Annotated in this window: 15 protein-coding genes; 6 read left to right on the top strand and 9 right to left on the bottom strand. The window is 61.2% G+C overall.

From position 1 onward, the window contains the following. Positions 1 to 72: 72 nt before the first annotated feature. Both C0Z16_RS13565 and C0Z16_RS13560 read right to left on the bottom strand, forming a co-directional pair. The gene (locus C0Z16_RS13565; RefSeq protein WP_102632672.1) at positions 73 to 1,863 is read right to left on the bottom strand and encodes a SulP family inorganic anion transporter; all 1,791 of its coding nucleotides are present in this window, start codon (positions 1,861 to 1,863) and stop codon (positions 73 to 75) included. Beyond that, positions 1,838 to 2,230 carry a hypothetical protein gene (locus C0Z16_RS13560; protein WP_102632671.1) on the bottom strand — a complete coding sequence of 131 codons (393 nt, stop codon included), beginning with the start codon at positions 2,228 to 2,230 and terminating at the stop codon, positions 1,838 to 1,840. Before C0Z16_RS13560 ends, C0Z16_RS13565 begins: the two co-directional genes overlap by 26 nt. Positions 2,231 to 2,636: 406 nt before the next feature. Between C0Z16_RS13560 and C0Z16_RS13555 the strand changes: the two genes are divergently transcribed. Together C0Z16_RS13555 and C0Z16_RS13550 are read left to right on the top strand one after the other, a co-directional pair. Then, positions 2,637 to 2,819 carry a hypothetical protein gene (locus C0Z16_RS13555; protein WP_102632670.1) on the top strand — a complete coding sequence of 61 codons (183 nt, stop codon included), beginning with the start codon at positions 2,637 to 2,639 and terminating at the stop codon, positions 2,817 to 2,819. Positions 2,820 to 2,915: 96 nt separating this feature from the next. Beyond that, the gene (locus C0Z16_RS13550; RefSeq protein ID WP_102632669.1) at positions 2,916 to 3,902 is read left to right on the top strand and encodes a zinc-dependent alcohol dehydrogenase family protein; all 987 of its coding nucleotides are present in this window, start codon (positions 2,916 to 2,918) and stop codon (positions 3,900 to 3,902) included. Positions 3,903 to 4,004: 102 nt separating this feature from the next. Here the strand turns inward: C0Z16_RS13550 and C0Z16_RS13545 are convergent, their stop codons facing one another. Together C0Z16_RS13545 and C0Z16_RS13540 are read right to left on the bottom strand one after the other, a co-directional pair. Then, positions 4,005 to 4,421, bottom strand: coding sequence for a cupin domain-containing protein (locus tag C0Z16_RS13545; RefSeq protein ID WP_102632668.1), 417 nt, complete (start codon positions 4,419 to 4,421; stop codon positions 4,005 to 4,007). A 101-nt stretch (positions 4,422 to 4,522) separates the two neighbouring features. Continuing rightward, on the bottom strand, positions 4,523 to 5,488 hold the full coding sequence (locus tag C0Z16_RS13540) for a LysR family transcriptional regulator (RefSeq protein ID WP_102632667.1): 966 nt from the start codon (positions 5,486 to 5,488) through the stop codon (positions 4,523 to 4,525). Positions 5,489 to 5,651: 163 nt separating this feature from the next. Between C0Z16_RS13540 and C0Z16_RS13535 the strand changes: the two genes are divergently transcribed. Both C0Z16_RS13535 and C0Z16_RS13530 read left to right on the top strand, forming a co-directional pair. Next, positions 5,652 to 6,257: a peroxidase-related enzyme gene (locus C0Z16_RS13535; RefSeq protein ID WP_102632666.1), complete on the top strand. Its 606-nt coding sequence runs from the start codon at positions 5,652 to 5,654 to the stop codon at positions 6,255 to 6,257. A 135-nt stretch (positions 6,258 to 6,392) separates the two neighbouring features. Beyond that, positions 6,393 to 7,121, top strand: a complete 729-nt coding sequence (locus tag C0Z16_RS13530; RefSeq protein ID WP_102632665.1) for a DUF899 family protein — start codon at positions 6,393 to 6,395, stop codon at positions 7,119 to 7,121. A gap of 48 nt (positions 7,122 to 7,169) precedes the next feature. On the opposite strand, the gene C0Z16_RS13525 is transcribed toward C0Z16_RS13530, so the two are convergent. Together C0Z16_RS13525 and C0Z16_RS13520 are read right to left on the bottom strand one after the other, a co-directional pair. Next, positions 7,170 to 9,143, bottom strand: coding sequence for a putative bifunctional diguanylate cyclase/phosphodiesterase (locus C0Z16_RS13525; protein WP_102632664.1), 1,974 nt, complete (start codon positions 9,141 to 9,143; stop codon positions 7,170 to 7,172). 184 nt (positions 9,144 to 9,327) lie between these two features. After that, positions 9,328 to 9,711 carry a hypothetical protein gene (locus C0Z16_RS13520; protein ID WP_102632663.1) on the bottom strand — a complete coding sequence of 128 codons (384 nt, stop codon included), beginning with the start codon at positions 9,709 to 9,711 and terminating at the stop codon, positions 9,328 to 9,330. Between the two features lie 351 nt (positions 9,712 to 10,062). Between C0Z16_RS13520 and C0Z16_RS13515 the strand changes: the two genes are divergently transcribed. Beyond that, positions 10,063 to 10,341 (top strand): HU family DNA-binding protein, encoded by a 279-nt coding sequence (locus C0Z16_RS13515; RefSeq protein WP_006049832.1) that lies wholly within the window; start codon positions 10,063 to 10,065, stop codon positions 10,339 to 10,341. A gap of 182 nt (positions 10,342 to 10,523) precedes the next feature. On the opposite strand, the gene C0Z16_RS13510 is transcribed toward C0Z16_RS13515, so the two are convergent. The 3 genes from C0Z16_RS13510 to C0Z16_RS13500 all read right to left on the bottom strand — a co-directional run bounded on the left by C0Z16_RS13510 (position 10,524) and on the right by C0Z16_RS13500 (position 13,520). Further along, the gene (locus tag C0Z16_RS13510) at positions 10,524 to 11,642 is read right to left on the bottom strand and encodes a 3-deoxy-7-phosphoheptulonate synthase (RefSeq protein ID WP_102632662.1); all 1,119 of its coding nucleotides are present in this window, start codon (positions 11,640 to 11,642) and stop codon (positions 10,524 to 10,526) included. A 117-nt stretch (positions 11,643 to 11,759) separates the two neighbouring features. Then, positions 11,760 to 12,617, bottom strand: a complete 858-nt coding sequence (locus C0Z16_RS13505; protein WP_175130671.1) for a DUF72 domain-containing protein — start codon at positions 12,615 to 12,617, stop codon at positions 11,760 to 11,762. 111 nt (positions 12,618 to 12,728) lie between these two features. After that, positions 12,729 to 13,520, bottom strand: coding sequence for a TetR/AcrR family transcriptional regulator (locus C0Z16_RS13500; protein WP_102632661.1), 792 nt, complete (start codon positions 13,518 to 13,520; stop codon positions 12,729 to 12,731). Between the two features lie 282 nt (positions 13,521 to 13,802). On the opposite strand from C0Z16_RS13500, the gene C0Z16_RS13495 reads away from it, so the two are divergent. Further along, positions 13,803 to 14,984: an isovaleryl-CoA dehydrogenase gene (locus tag C0Z16_RS13495; protein ID WP_102632660.1), complete on the top strand. Its 1,182-nt coding sequence runs from the start codon at positions 13,803 to 13,805 to the stop codon at positions 14,982 to 14,984. Positions 14,985 to 15,010 lie beyond the last annotated feature (26 nt).

Raw genomic sequence — 15,010 nt, 5'->3', positions numbered from 1 at the left:
GGACGTCTGCGAATTCAAGATCCCATGTTCGCCGCGCATCAGTTGCAAGTGCTTGCGTCAGTGTGAACGCAATTACGCGTCGTCTTCCCAGTCGTGCCACTCGACGCGATTCGCCTTCAGATAATCGCCGACCGCGCGCCCCACGGTCGGCATGAAATAGCGCTCGCCGATACGCTCGAAAATTCCATAGCGTTTGAGGCTGTCTTTGACCGGCCCCTTCAATTCCGCAAAGCAGAGTTGAACCTGCATGGCGTCGAGTTCTTCGTCGAGTTCGGCCAGCATGTCGGCAGCGGTGACGTCGATGTCGGTCACCGGCTCCGCGGCAATGACGATCCAGCGAGTCGCGTCCGGTGCGTCGTCGATTGCGCGCCGCACGCGTTCGCGAAAGATCTGCGCGTTCGCGAAGAATAACGGCGCATCCCAGCGCAGCAGCACGAGGCCAGGAATGCGCCGGGCGTCGGGATGCCGCGAGATGTCGTGATAGCCCTTTACGCCGTCCACGCGCCCGAGCACCGCTGCATAGGGCCGCCACGCGCGCCAGAGAAACATCAGCACGGCCAGCGCTAACGCGATACCCACACCGGCCACGACGCCGGATAGCACGACGCCGAGGAAACAGACCAATGCCTGAACGAGTTCACCACGCCGAAGCCGGTAGAGCCGCAGCACGCCGCGTGTTTCCAGCAATGCCAGCGAAGCCGCAATGACGACAGCAGCAAGCGCGGCTTGCGGCATATTGTGCAGCGCTTGTGGCGCGAACAGTAGCAGGACCGACACAATCGCGGCCGCCACCAATCCGGTGGCCTGGGTTTCTGCTCCCGCGGCCTCGGCAACCGGCGTGCGCGATCCGCTGGCGCTGACGGGAAAGCCCTGAAACAGCGCCGCCGCGACATTCGCGACGCCCACGGCGAAACATTCCTGATTGCGATCGACATGTCCACCGCTACGCAGCCCGTAAGTCTGCGACAGCATGGTGACGTCGGTGAGCGTGACGAGCGCAATCGCGGCTGCGGTCGTGCATAGCGCCAGCCATTCGTTGAGCGCGAGCATCGGAAACTGAATCGATGGCAGACCGCGCGGCAAACTACCGACGACTGCAATGCCCGCGCGTGCGGCGAGATCGGCGAATGATGCAGCGAGTGTCGCCGCGGCGACCGCGATCAGCACACCGGGCATTCTCGGCGCCCAGCGTCGGCAGGCCAGAATGATTGCAAGCGAAGCCGCGCCGATAGCGAGCGCCATGCCGTTGATCTGGCCCGCCATCACGCCGCGCGCGAGTTCGCGCACCTGTGCGAGAAACGATTCGCCCTTCACGGGAAAACCGAACAGTTTGGGTAACTGACTAATTATGATCGTCAGCATGATGCCGTTGAGATAGCCGTGGCGTATCGGCGTCGAAAGAAGGTCGGCGATAAAGCCGAGTTTCAGCACGCCGACCGCTACGCAGAGCCCTCCGGAAAGCAGCGCAAGTGCGCCTGCCAGCATGACCGCTTGTGCACCGCCGCGATGCGCGAGCGGCATGGCAGCGGCGAGAATCAGCGCCACCAGCGCCGAATCGGGTCCGAGTACCAGGATGCGGCTCGGCCCGAACAGCGCGTAAGCGACCAGTGCTACGAGCGATGCATATAGGCCCGTGACGGAGGGCATTCCCGCCGCCTCGGCATAAGCCATCCCCGCCGGCACGAGCACGGCACTCAGCGTCACGCCGGCGATAGCGTCGTGCGGCAGGGAAGCGGGCCGATATTCGCGCATCCACACGAGGGACGGTACCCAACGCGCGAGCCGGCCCGCAACAGCGGCATCCTTGCGCGACGCGCGGCGCTCGCCTGTACCGCCGCTACGGTGCGATCGAGTAAGGCTCATCGGGCAGATTGAGCAGACTGTCGTCGACATTCATCTCGATCGCGCAGTCGCCCTCACGCGCCGGCGGGCTTTGCGATTCGCCGAAGCGCTTCTGCACGGCCGCCTTGAGCCGCTGTTGGATCACTTGGCGTTTTGCGGTGTCCATGTCCGCGTACGAGTCGATTTGCGTCTGCGAAAACCTGAGGGTCACGACGCAACGGGCATCGAGAGACGTATCGCCGCGCGATTCGAGAACCCACGACAACTGGATGTAAAGCGTAGCCCCTTCGTCGTAGCTTGCAACGCTGGGCGATTTTGGCGATTCAAAGGCGCTTGCGAGCGCCAACTGGATTTCCTCGATGCGCTGCAGCCGGTCTGTCTTGCGCATGCTGACTCCTCCCTAACGTATGCGATGGCATGACGGCCACGGTGGACCGGGCGCAAGTCATGCATGCGTCCCCGGTATGCGTTGCCGTACTTCACCCTGAACGTGAACTCGCAAGCAATGAACCACCTGTGCGGGTACGCATCGGCGATCTGGCGTCCGCGCGCGCGATGCACGGGGCGAAACGCATAGCGTGTATTCGTTACCGGTTTTTACACGCGATTGCAACTTGTACAGGGACGGAAGACGGCCGCGCATTGCGAAGCCGTGTCGCGTCGGCATGCCGGTCGCGCCTTGGTTTCCAGCGTTCGTGCAGAAGAGTGACAGACCTCTGCACGATGTGTTGAAGTGGTTGAGGGCTTGCGCAACGACGACAGGCGCGAGGCCTGCAGCCGGTGAGGAGATGATGATGGAACCAGTTCTAAGGAAGGTGATAGCGGCCGCGTTGATCGCGGCGCTTGCGGGCGGCACGGTGGCGTGCAAGCGCACCGCCTCGAACGACACTGCGGGAACGGCGGGCATGAGTGGGCCGGCCGCGACGAGCGACACGGTGGCGCCACGCATGGGCGCGGCATCGGGCGCGAGCCAGTAAGTCGAACGGCAGGTATCCGGCTGGCGCAACGGCGCCGGGAAGTCCGCGAGCACGCCCAGCGGCGTCACGCTTATTCGCCTCGCGAAGGAGAGCGATATGCGCGCAATGGTGTTCGACGGAAGCGCCGCGGTGCTGCGCGAGATGCAGGTGCCCGATCCGCAACCGGCGGCCGGTCAGTTGCTGATCGACATTCATGCTTGCGGAGTGTGCCGCACCGACTTGCATGTGATCGACCGCGAACTGGCGCATCCGAAACAGCCTGTCATTCCCGGCCATGAAATCGTCGGAACGGTGGCGGCGCTGGGCGACGGTGTCGACGGATTCAAGCCGGGCGACCGCATCGGCGTACCGTGGACGGGCCACACCTGTGGGCATTGCCGCTATTGCGCGAGCGGCCGCGAGAACCTGTGCAACGAGCCGGGCTTTACGGGCTATACCATCGACGGCGGCTATGCCGAGCGCACCGTCGCGGATAGCCGTTACTGCTTTCATCTGCCCGAGCGCTATTCCGATGTCGAAGCGGCGCCGCTCCTGTGCGCGGGCCTGATCGGCTATCGCACGCTCGGCATGGCGGGCGACGCGCGCAGAATCGGCATCTACGGGTTCGGCGCAGCGGCTCATATCGTCGCGCAGGTCGCGCGCTACCAGGGGCGCACGGTGTACGCGCTGACGCGTCCGGGGGACACTGCTGCACAGCAGCTGGCGTTGCGGCTCGGCGTGCACTGGGCCGGCGGCAGCGACGAGACTCCGCCAGAAGAACTCGACGCCGCGCTCATTTTCGCGCCCGCCGGCGCGCTCGTGCCGGCGGCGCTGAAGGCGGTGACCAAGGGCGGCATCGTCGTATGCGGCGGAATCCACATGAGCGATATCCCGTCCTTTCCCTATGACCTCTTGTGGGGCGAACGGCGAATCTGTTCGGTTGCCAATCTCACGCGCGCCGACGGTCATGCCTTCATGCGACTCGCGGGCGACGTGCCTCTGCAAATCGAAACCACATGCTATGCACTCACGGACGCAAACCGTGCGTTGAACGATCTGCGCGACGGTAGAGTCACGGGAGCAGCCGTGCTGTGCATGCGATGATGGTCAAAGGTACTGGGCGCTGCTCGCAGCCCTGATTGCGCTGCAACGGACTGCCGTAACGAAATGCCCGATTGTTGTTGTGCTGTTGCGCGCAGTTTGGCACTACGCGTCCGCGGCAGGATCATACGGCACGACGCGCTCATGTTCGTCCGCCTGATTGCGCGCCACGATCGCTCGCGCGGCAACTGTCTCGTCGAGATTGAACGGTTGATGCGGCACCCCAGGCGGAATGAACAGGAAATCGCCCGCCTCGGTGATCACAGATTCGCGCAGGCCGGGTCCATAGCGCGTCTCGACCCTGCCTTCGAGCATGTAGATCGCCGTTTCATAGTCGGCGTGGCAGTGCGGCTCCGCATGGCCCCCTGGCGGCACGACGACCATGTACATCGATAATACCGTGCTTCCGGCAGTGCCGGCGGAAATGCCGACGAAATACGGCAAGCGCTGGCTAGTCGCCATTGTCTCGTCGGGGCGCACCTTGACGATGGTCGCGCGGGCATCATGCAAGACGTTGGCCATAGTGGCTCCTTTCCAATTCGGCCGGCATGTTGGTTGCCTGTGCCCGCCATGAAGCAAAGTCTAGACGACCGAGCCGTCGTTATCGTGCCTTCTTTAAAGCGCTATCGGCTCGATGACGCACGTTTCTGCTTGCCACGCGCCACATCTTTCCCTCGCGGCTTTTCCTTCCGTTCCGCCAGCGCCGCGCGCAAACGCGGCACGGCAAAGTCGATAAAACTGCGTGTTTTCAGTGGCAATTTCCCTTGCCCGGTGTGCATGACGTTCACAGGCACCGGCTCGGATTCGAAGTCGCGCAAAACCAGTTTCAGCTCGCCTTCATCGACGGCGCGCGCTACCTGATACGACAGCACGTTCGTCAGCCCCACGCCGGCAATCGCTGCGTCGATGGCCGCTTCCGCCGTATTGACCGACAGCCGCGGACGAATTGGCACGGCTTGCTGTTGCCCTCCGCCCGGCGCGAAGGTCCACACGGAGCCCGAAGGCAAGGAGTCGAAAATCACACAGGCGAGGCGCGCAAGATCGGCAGGCGTTTGCGGTCCACCGTTCTGCGCGAGGTACAAGGGACTCGCGCAGACCACGCGGCGTACCGTGCCGACCTGGGTCGCGATCATGCTGCTGTCGGGCAATTTGCCGATGCGCAATGCGATGTCGATATGTTCGTCCAGCAGATGCAGGTTGTGGTCAGCGAGCACGAGCCGCACTGCAATGTCGGGGAAAGTGGTGAGGAACTCGTTGATAACGGGCAGCATGTGCAGCCGTCCGAATACGATCGGCGCTGTCACCACAAGCTCGCCGCGCGGCGTGCTGTACTCGCCCGCTGCGGCCCCTTCGGCTTCGTTGACCTGGTCGAGGATCTGTTTGCACGCAGCGAGATAAGCCACGCCCGCGTCAGTTAGCGTGAGCTTGCGCGTGGAGCGCACCAGAAGGCGCGCGTTCAGATGCGCTTCCAGCTCTGCGACTTTGCGGCTCACGGTAGGCAGCGGTGTGCTCAGTTTGCGGCTGGCGGCCGAAAAACTCCCGGTTTCCGCCGCGGCCACGAAAATCGACATTGCTTCCAGACGGTCCATGAACGCGCTCGCACATCGAGGATGAATCGATCGAAAATACCGGATTGCCGGCAGTTCGGGAAGAGTTGATTGCGTTTATCCGGAGCGGGCTCGCGCGCGAACGCAGCACAACGCGCCAGCGCTACAATCGTTTTCACATGAAGCGTTATAACGGAGACACAGCATGGCAAATCTTCAGCCGATCAGCCGCTACCCCGTGCCGGAACCGAGCGAATGGCCCGACGACATCAGCGCGCGCATTCTCGAAGTGCAGCAGAAAGCCGGATTCGTGCCGAACGTGTTTCTCACGCTCGCACATCGGCCCGATGAATTTCGCGCCTTCTTCGCCTATCACGACGCGTTGATGCTGAAGGAGGGCGGCCTCACGAAGGGCGAACGTGAAATGATCGTGGTGACCACCAGCGCGGTAAACGATTGCCTCTATTGCGTTGTTGCGCACGGCGCGATTCTGCGCATTTACGAAAAGGCGCCGTTGCTTGCCGATCAGGTTGCCGTCAATCATGGCAAGGCGGACATCACTGCACGACAGAAGGCGATGCTCGATTTTGCTTTAAAGGTATGCCGTGAATCGGGCACGGTCGACGAGTCCGATTTTCTGACCTTGCGCGAACATGGCTTTTCCGACGAAGACATCTGGGACATTGCCGCGATTACGGCGTTCTTCGGTTTGTCCAATCGTATGGCCAATGTGATGTCGATGCGTCCCAACGACGAGTTCTATTTGATGGGACGCGTGCCGAAACCCGCGTCGGATGCGCCGGCCAAATAGTCCTGGCTGCTGAAGTCAGAACGACGTGCCCATGCTGTCGATTCACCACTGCTTCATTCGTCGTGTCTATATGGGCGGCGATGCGCGAGCCGCATCCGCACGCCCTTGTCCTGTTCCTTACAGAGGAGATGGCTGATGACTGACCTGAACGAATCTGCACAGACGCTGAAGCCCGCCCGCGAACTTGCCGACTCGCCGCGGCGCTTTCCCGGCGAAAGCGCTGAATATCGCCGTGCGCGCAACGATTTGCTCGCGGAAGAAATCGAATTGCGCCGCCATATCGAACGGGTTGCCGCGCAGCGCCGCGCGTTGCCGCCCGGCGGCGTCGTACCAGAGAACTATCGTTTCGAAAGCGAAACAGGACCCGTCACGCTCTCCGAGATGTTCGGCACGCACGACACACTCGTCACCTATAACTGGATGTTCGGTCCTCAACGGGAACGGCCCTGCCCGATGTGCACTTCGCTGCTGAGCGCGTACGACGGCGAAATGCCCGACATACTGCAGCGCGTCGCGTTTGCGGTGATTGGCCGCTCGCCGATAGAGAAGCTCGTCGCATTCAGGAAAGAGCGTGGCTGGCGGCATTTGCGGCTGTATTCGTCGGCGGGAAACACGTTCAATCGCGATTACGCGGCGGAAGGTCCCAATGGCGACGACGTACCCGCATTCAATGTGTTCACGCGATCCGGCGATACAGTGCGGCATTTTTGGGCCGAGGAAATGGGCCCGTGGGCTGCCGACCCAGGACAGGACCCGCGTGGCGCTCCTGATGTAATGCCGATCTGGACCGTGCTCGACATGACACCCGGCGGTCGTGGCCGAGATTGGTATCCGAAGCTGGAGTACGACACCGCGCCCCGATAGTCTGTTTGCGGCGCGCCACCTTCGGGGCGTCACCTCACGGCAATTTACTTACCGCTGCGCCTCGGCAGCATTCGCCTGTTCGAGCGCCGACTGCAAATAACTGGACACGGCGCCCGAACGCATGGGCCGGCTGAACAGATAGCCTTGCACCGCGCGTGCGCCCAATGCCTTGATCACTTCCGCCTGCGACGAGGTTTCGAGTCCTTCCACCACGCATTCGAGCCCAAGATTCTTGCAGAGGTCGAGTACCGACTTGACGATCTTCTTCGACGCGCTGTTGGAGTCCACGTCGGTCATGAAACTGCGATCGATCTTGATCGAGTCGAAGGGCAGGCGATGCACATAGCTGAGGCTCGAATAGCCGGTGCCGAAGTCGTCGAGCGAAACGCGGCAGCCGGCCTGCTTGATCATCGTGAGGGCCGAGCGAGCCTGTTCGAAGTCGCGGGTCACGGCAGTCTCGGTAATTTCAAACGACACGCGATGCGGCGGCACACCGCTTGCCTCAACGATATCAATCAGGCGACGAGCGCGGGCTGAGGTCGAAATGTCTATGGCGGAAAGATTGAACGACAGATAGAGATCGGACGGCCAGTTGTGGACTTCGGCGAGTGCCTTGTGCAAAAGCACTTCGGTAATGCGTAGAATGACTTCGGTGCGTTCTGCAATCCGAATGAATTCCTCCGGCTTGACCGCACCAAGCCGTGGATTGTGCCATCGCCCGAGCGCTTCAAGACCGATCGTACGTTTAGTGACGACATCCGAAATCGGTTGAAACTCCAGAAAGAGTTCCGACTCCAGTTCGGCGTGACGTAATTCCTGCGTGACGAGGCTCGAGCGTCGAATGCGTGTCTCGTGTTCCGTCGAGAAAATCACCGCGGTGCCGCGGCGGCTTTCCTTGCCGACGTAGAGCGCCGCGTCCGCGCGTTCGAACACCTGGGTGACGGTCGTGCCGGCATCGGGAAATGCGGCCCAGCCGATCGTGCCCGATAGTTCCGCGATATTGCCCGCTACCCGATAGGGCTGACTGAGCGCGTCGCAAATGCGCTGGCCCAATTCGAGTAGCGTCTCCTTCGACTGCTTGTGTTGCGCGACCACGCCGAATTCATCGCCGCCGAGCCGTGCGAAGAAGATGCCGGGCTCCTCCAGCGCGAGCAGCCGCAGGCCGACTTCCTGGAGCACGAGGTCGCCGCTCGCATGGCCGTAGATATCGTTGACCTGCTTGAAGCCGTCAAGATCGATCAGGCCGACATTGAACCCGCCGCCCGTGCCGAGCGCCTGTTCGGACAACGCGCGCAGCGAAGCGAAGAAGCTGCGGCGGTTGGGCAGATCGGTGAGGCTGTCGATGCTTGCAAGGCGGAAGTTGTCGTCACTGAGCCGTTGGGTTTTTTGCTGACTCGCCTGCAATTCGCGCTGTGCATGCACGACACCTGAAAACGTCCGGTAATACAGTTCAATAATGAAAGCAAGTGCGAGTCCCACGAGCGTCATGTCTATCGCCATTGCGATGAAAACCGGAGACCCGGTGAACACTAGGAACGTTGCAAAGCTCAGGATCACTATCGACAGTAAAAGCAATGCGGCCACGCGCAAGTGCATCAGGCAGAATACGCATCCCACCACGGTCGTCGCCATGTAAAACGCGACCTGCGCCTGTTGATAGGCGTTGCCGTATGGCAGGAGCATCAGCGACCAGGCGGTGAACGCAATGCCTAAAATGCCGGCGAGCCAGACGAGTTTGCGCAACTCGGGCACGGCTTTGTCGTGAGTTAGCACGTGATGCCGGGAACGCCACCATCGCACACATCGCACAATGCACAACATGCAAAGCGCGCCGGGGACGTAGATGCAGAGCCACGCTGGCGCACAGTGCAGATGCGTGATCGTGACGGCCATCGTATTGACGATCAGGATGAAATAGAGAAGAGGAATCTGACGGCCGAACGCCTGGACCTGCGAACGCACGAGTTCGGGGTCTCCTTCGGCAACAGACAACGCTTCCCTCAATCTGGTTAAGCCAACCATTCCCGTCCCTTAACGATTGCGCCGCATACGAAGCTTGATATAACGGCATGCGTGGCTCGGAGCTTGAGGGCGTTAGACGGGCGCTCCAGGATTACGCTAACGGGCGGTAGGAACGACTTCCGAAGGCGGGCGTCGACGCGTCTGCCAAGCTCGCCGTCAGTAAGTTTGACCTTCAGGCGGCCGCTCAAAGCTTCGGGCATGACAGTACGCGCTGCGGTCCAAGTGTCGTGCCGGGTTCGCCGTGCGTAGCGGGACTGCCTTGCGGCGGGGTGGAAACGAGGCGCACGGCGTTGTCGCCGGCGTTCGCCAGAACGTATTTTTCGGCGCTGCCCCCGGGTTGCCAGTACGCGCGAAATACGCCGTTTTCGCCGAATACGAGAAGCTTGCCATGCACCGTTTTTGCGCCGCTGACAAGGTCGACCGGCTCGCCGTCTCGTACCTGGAAACCCTGAGGCGTGGCCGAATCCGTCGCGCCGACGAGCGTCGCGCAGGCGGTTTCATCGGCCTCGGCAGTCGCGCAAAAGAGTGCGGCGAGTAGCGCCCCTGTTGCAATATGGCGAAACTTCATCTTTTTCTTTCTCCTGATTGCTTGCCCGGATTACACGCCGCAAGGCGAATGCCGGTCCTGTCGCGGTGCACCTTAACATAGTAAAAAATGGGCCTGAAAACGGTTTGGGCTGCGCTAAAGCACTGAAATTGCAACGGATTGTGATACGCGGCGCGCGCCGGTGAGGCGCGAGAAACACCTAAGCGCGCGATTCTTATGGCACTTTGCAAAAGAAAATCGTCAAATCGCCTGTGGGCGGGTGATACAAGGCTTACACGCGGGGTTTGCGCGAAAGCGCGCCTATGCGTTAGTGTGTCGGTCCCGGCGCGACAGATGTAGCGCCGGTTCCATGATTACCATACGGGAAGTGCTATGAACAAACAGGAACTGATTGATGCAGTCGCCGCAGCGACGGGCGAAAGCAAAGCGGCCACTGGCCAAACCATCGACGCTATCGTTGAAGCGGTAACCAAAGCCGTGGTGGGTGGCGATACGGTGCAACTGGTCGGTTTCGGTTCTTTCTCGACTGGCGCACGTGCAGCACGCGTGGGCCGCAATCCGTCGACGGGTGCCGAAATCCAGATCGCCGCAGCCAAGACGGTGAAGTTCACCGCGGGCAAGGCGTTCAAGGAAGCCGTCAACGCGTCGTAATGCAACGCGCTTCACACCGGAGCGTCCGCAACGCGCTGCGATGGCGCGGCGCGAGCCATGCCTCGGGTGTGAAGATCACGCGCTGCCCAGCCCCGGTAAGCTGAACCCATCGGCGGATGGCGCGGCGCGTGTGCCGGGTTTGGCTCTGCATGGCCTCTGTTGCATTGAAGCCGTGTCCGCGATCAGCCCGCGCGGCGCTTGCGGGTTGCATCGGCGAGAGTCTCCAGCACCGGCTCGGTTTGCGCCCAGCTCACGCAGGCATCCGTGATCGACACGCCGTAACGCAACGGCTCTCCGGCCTTCAGATCCTGACGGCCTTCTTCCAGATGACTTTCAAGCATCACGCCCATGATGCGCCGCTCGCGCGCGGAAAGTTGCTGCGCCAGATCCTGCACGACATCAAGTTGACGCAAATGCGATTTGCCCGAGTTCGCGTGCGAGCAGTCGATCATCACCTGTTCGCGCAGGGCCGCTGATTTGAGCGCCGCACAGGTTGCCGTCACCGACGCGCTGTCGTAGTTCGGTCCTTTCTTGCCGCCGCGCAGAATTACGTGGGCGTCGTCGCTGCCGCGCGTTTCGAAGATTGCGGCCATGCCCATCTTCGTCATGCCCATGAACGCATGGCTCGCCCGCGCTGCGACGATAGCGTCAGCAGCGATCTGCACTCCGCCGTCGGTGCCGTTCTTGAAACCGATCGGACAGCTGAGGCCCGAAGCCAGTTGCCGATGACTCTGGCTTTCTGTTGTGCGCGCACCGATTGCGCCCCACGCGATCAGATCGGCAATGTACTGCGGGCTCAGCAAGTCGAGAAATTCGGTGGCGGTGGGCAAGCCCAGACCGTTGATGTCGAGCAGCAATTGCCGCGCAAGACGCAAGCCTTCATTGATGCGGAAACTGCCGTCCAGACGCGGATCGTTGATATAGCCTTTCCAGCCCACGGTGGTGCGCGGCTTTTCGAAGTACACGCGCATGACGATTAGCAGATCGTCCTTATAAGTGTCGGCGGCGGTCTTGAGCTTGTGTGCGTACTCGATTGCCTGATCGTGGTCGTGAATCGAGCACGGGCCGACGATCATCACGAGCCGGTCATCGCGCTCGTGCAGAATGTCGGCGATTTCCACGCGGGTTTTTTCCACCAGCGATTGCACCGCAAGCGGCACGGGCAATTCGTCCTGCAACAAGGCAGGCGAGATCAACGGACGTACCGCGCCGATGCGAACGTCGTCAATGCGCGTCGTGTCCTGGGTGGCGTCGGCCGAGCCGACTTCCTGGTCGTGCAAAGGATTGTCGATGGCGCTCAAAATATTCTCCCGGACTTTTGATGTGGGTTGGCCTCGCGGCCTTGAATGTGGGTGTCGTTGCGTGGGGTTCGCTGCCGGGATTATGACACTCGCGTACCGCAGCCGAAACGGCGCTGCTCAGAGACGTTCGATCAATGCCATTGCCGCTGCCGGATTGCGTTCCTTGAAGCCGCTGATCACGTACAGATAAACGTCGCGCGCGGCGGCTTTCGCGGGCGGCTCGGCACAGGTTTCGAGATCATCCGGCATCGTGCCCGCGGCTAGTTGGCGCGCGCGTTCGGCCCATGCGTCGAGTGCTTTCGTCGAATAGCCTTTGGCCTGCTTATCGGTTGTGCCCATGATGCGCGCATATACGAACGGCGCGGTGATGTCGGCGATTTGCGGATAGTCGCTGTCGGCGGCCAGCACGACCGCGACTTTGTATTTGCGAGCCAGCGCGACAAATTGGGGCGTTTTGAAGCTGTCGTTGCGCACCTCGATTGCGTGTCGCAGCTTCACGCCTTCGATGCTCGCGGGCAGCAGCTTCAGGAAGGCTTCAAAGTCTTCATTGTCGAACTTCTTGGTCGGCGCGAACTGCCAGTTGACCGGGCCGAGCTTTTGTTTGAGCAGCAATACGCCGCTCGCAAAGAAACGCTCGATGGTCTCGCCCGCGTCGGCGAGTACTTTACGGTTGGTCGCGTAACGCGGCGCTTTCAGCGAAAAGACGAAATCGTCCGGCGTTTCCTGATACCACTTTTCATAGCTCGCCGGCTTTTGCAAACCGTAGAACGTGCCGTTGATTTCTATTGAACTGAGATGCCGGCTCGCGTATTCGAGTTCGCGGCTTTGCGTGAGATCTTCCGGGTAGAAGGTGCCGCGCCAGGGTGCATACGTCCAGCCGCCTATGCCGATCCTGACGTTGGTGGCTTTGGATGTTTTCGTGGTCCTTGCGCTCGTTGAAGACTTTGCGGCTTTTGCGGGCTTGGGATCTGCCACCTGATGTTCTCCTTTTGGCTGCGCTTCAGCTACCGGTAGACCGCTAGATTAGCGTTTTTTTAGGCGCGAGACAGAACCTACGAGAACCAGAAAGAACCAAAACCCAGACCGCTATTCGTCGCCCGATTCGCCGCCCGATTCGTCGGCTGAGCGAGTAGCCGCGTGAGCAGCGCTGGCAGCCGCCGCTTGACGCGCAGCCTCCTCAAAACGCCGGTTCGCTTCCGCGACTTCCATCCTGAACTGCTGCAATGCATTCACCGCCAGATCTGGCGGCGTCAATGCGGCCCACAACACGTCGATCAGCTGATCCGCGGTCGCGTCGATATCGATATGCCGGTTCGCGAGCGTCGCGTCCCACAACACGTGCTCCATTGGCCCGAACACCATCGAACGCAATAAGCGCAAAGGCATGTCCGCGCGGATCTGGCCGCTTTGCTGGCCTTGAGCCAGGACGCGCATCAACGGTGCGGTGTAGCGGCGCTGCAATTCGGTCAGCGGCTCGCTTAACTCATGATGCCGCGCGCGTCCTTCGGACAGCACTAGCGCGCAAAGGTCGGTGCCGTTCACCAGCATCAGGCGCAAATGGGTGCGCACGATGAACGCGAATTGCTGGCGCACGGCGCCGTCGCGCGGCAGTCCGGATTCGATCGCGCCGATGATCTCGTCGTACCAGTCGCCAATGACTCGGGCACACAACTCGCGCTTGCCGCGGAAATAGCTGAAGACGGTGGCTTCGGAAATGCCCAGGCGTTGAGCGATTTCGGCGGTTGTCGCGCGCTCGTAGCCCTTTTCGGAGAACACGTCGCGGCCCGCCTGAAGAATCTCTTTCACGCGCTGCTGCGACTTGCGCCCAGCTGGCTGGCGGCGCGACGCCGGCAATTCGGCCTTGAGAACAACCGTCATATGAGTCAGATTCAAGTTTTCGGAAGAGTTCGGCTCAAGGAGCCCGATTCACTTGATGCTACCACAGCACGGGCGCGAGCGAAGCGACGGAGCTGGTTTCTGAGTCGCACTCAAAAATACCTATTGACGCTTACGTAAATGTAGCGTGAAATTCGCCTTGAACATCGCGCCTCGTGCGGACGAGAGACGAGGCTCACAAGGCGCCGCCGTCCGCTGAGCCGCGCGCGAATTCGCCGGCATCTATCCATTAGCCGGCCGCCAATGAACTCTGGAGACACAGCAATGAGTAACCTGCCCGGTTTGCAATTCCCGCTCGGTGAAGAAATCGAAATGCTGCGTGACAGCATCGCGGGATTCGCAGCGAAAGAAATCGCGCCGCGTGCCGCCGAGATCGATCGTACGGATCAATTCCCGATGGACCTGTGGCGCAAATTCGGCGATCTCGGCGTGCTCGGCATGACGGTCTCGGAGGAATACGGCGGCGCGAACATGGGTTACACGGCGCATATGGTCGCAATGGAAGAGATCTCGCGCGCGTCGGCGTCGGTCGGTCTCTCTTACGGCGCGCATTCGAATCTGTGCGTGAATCAGATTCATCGCAACGGTACCGATGCGCAAAAGCAGAAGTATTTGCCGAAACTCGTGTCGGGCGAACATGTCGGCGCGCTGGCAATGAGCGAGCCGAATGCGGGCTCGGATGTGGTCAGCATGAAGCTGCGCGCCGATAAGAAGGGCGATCGCTATGTGCTCAACGGCACGAAGATGTGGATCACCAACGGACCGGATTGCGACACGCTGGTCGTCTACGCAAAGACCGACATCGAAGCGAATTCGCGCGGCATTACCGCGTTTATCGTCGAAAAGGGCATGAAGGGTTTCTCGGTTGCGCAAAAGCTCGACAAGCTGGGCATGCGCGGCTCGCATACCGGCGAACTCGTGTTCCAGGACGTCGAAGTGCCGGAAGAGAACATCCTTGGTCAATTGAACGGCGGCGTGAAGGTGTTGATGAGCGGCCTCGACTACGAACGCGCGGTGCTTGCCGGCGGTCCGACTGGCATCATGGTCGCGGTGATGGACGCAGTCGTTCCGTATATCCACGACCGCAAGCAGTTCGGCCAGTCGATCGGCGAATTCCAGCTGATTCAAGGCAAGGTCGCGGATCTGTACACCACTTTGCAGGCGTGCCGCGCGTATTTGTACGCGGTCGGCCGCCAACTGGATACGCTCGGCACGGGGCACGTACGCCAGGTTCGCAAGGACTGTGCGGGCGTGATTCTGTACACGGCCGAAAAAGCCACATGGATGGCCGGCGAAGCGATCCAGATTCTCGGCGGCAACGGTTATATCAACGAGTACCCGGTTGGGCGTCTGTGGCGCGATGCGAAGCTCTATGAAATCGGCGCGGGCACGAGTGAAATCCGCCGCATGCTGATTGGCCGCGAGCTGTTTGCCGAGACCGCGTAAGCGCTAAAACGCCAACTCCGATCAAG

It is taken from the genome of Paraburkholderia rhynchosiae (assembly GCF_002879865.1).
GTDB classification, from domain to species: domain Bacteria; phylum Pseudomonadota; class Gammaproteobacteria; order Burkholderiales; family Burkholderiaceae; genus Paraburkholderia; species Paraburkholderia rhynchosiae.
Note: the sequence above shows the minus strand (reverse complement) of the source record. Positions and strands in the feature narration are given on the sequence as shown.

Coding starts and splice junctions, on each gene's coding strand:
- C0Z16_RS13565 (WP_102632672.1), bottom strand. CDS start 1,863: ATGAGCCTTACTCGATCGCACCGTAGCGGCGGTACAGGCGAGCGCCGC.
- C0Z16_RS13560 (WP_102632671.1), bottom strand. CDS start 2,230: ATGCGCAAGACAGACCGGCTGCAGCGCATCGAGGAAATCCAGTTGGCG.
- C0Z16_RS13555 (WP_102632670.1), top strand. CDS start 2,637: ATGGAACCAGTTCTAAGGAAGGTGATAGCGGCCGCGTTGATCGCGGCG.
- C0Z16_RS13550 (WP_102632669.1), top strand. CDS start 2,916: ATGCGCGCAATGGTGTTCGACGGAAGCGCCGCGGTGCTGCGCGAGATG.
- C0Z16_RS13545 (WP_102632668.1), bottom strand. CDS start 4,421: ATGGCCAACGTCTTGCATGATGCCCGCGCGACCATCGTCAAGGTGCGC.
- C0Z16_RS13540 (WP_102632667.1), bottom strand. CDS start 5,488: ATGGACCGTCTGGAAGCAATGTCGATTTTCGTGGCCGCGGCGGAAACC.
- C0Z16_RS13535 (WP_102632666.1), top strand. CDS start 5,652: ATGGCAAATCTTCAGCCGATCAGCCGCTACCCCGTGCCGGAACCGAGC.
- C0Z16_RS13530 (WP_102632665.1), top strand. CDS start 6,393: ATGACTGACCTGAACGAATCTGCACAGACGCTGAAGCCCGCCCGCGAA.
- C0Z16_RS13525 (WP_102632664.1), bottom strand. CDS start 9,143: ATGGTTGGCTTAACCAGATTGAGGGAAGCGTTGTCTGTTGCCGAAGGA.
- C0Z16_RS13520 (WP_102632663.1), bottom strand. CDS start 9,711: ATGAAGTTTCGCCATATTGCAACAGGGGCGCTACTCGCCGCACTCTTT.
- C0Z16_RS13515 (WP_006049832.1), top strand. CDS start 10,063: ATGAACAAACAGGAACTGATTGATGCAGTCGCCGCAGCGACGGGCGAA.
- C0Z16_RS13500 (WP_102632661.1), bottom strand. CDS start 13,520: ATGACGGTTGTTCTCAAGGCCGAATTGCCGGCGTCGCGCCGCCAGCCA.
- C0Z16_RS13495 (WP_102632660.1), top strand. CDS start 13,803: ATGAGTAACCTGCCCGGTTTGCAATTCCCGCTCGGTGAAGAAATCGAA.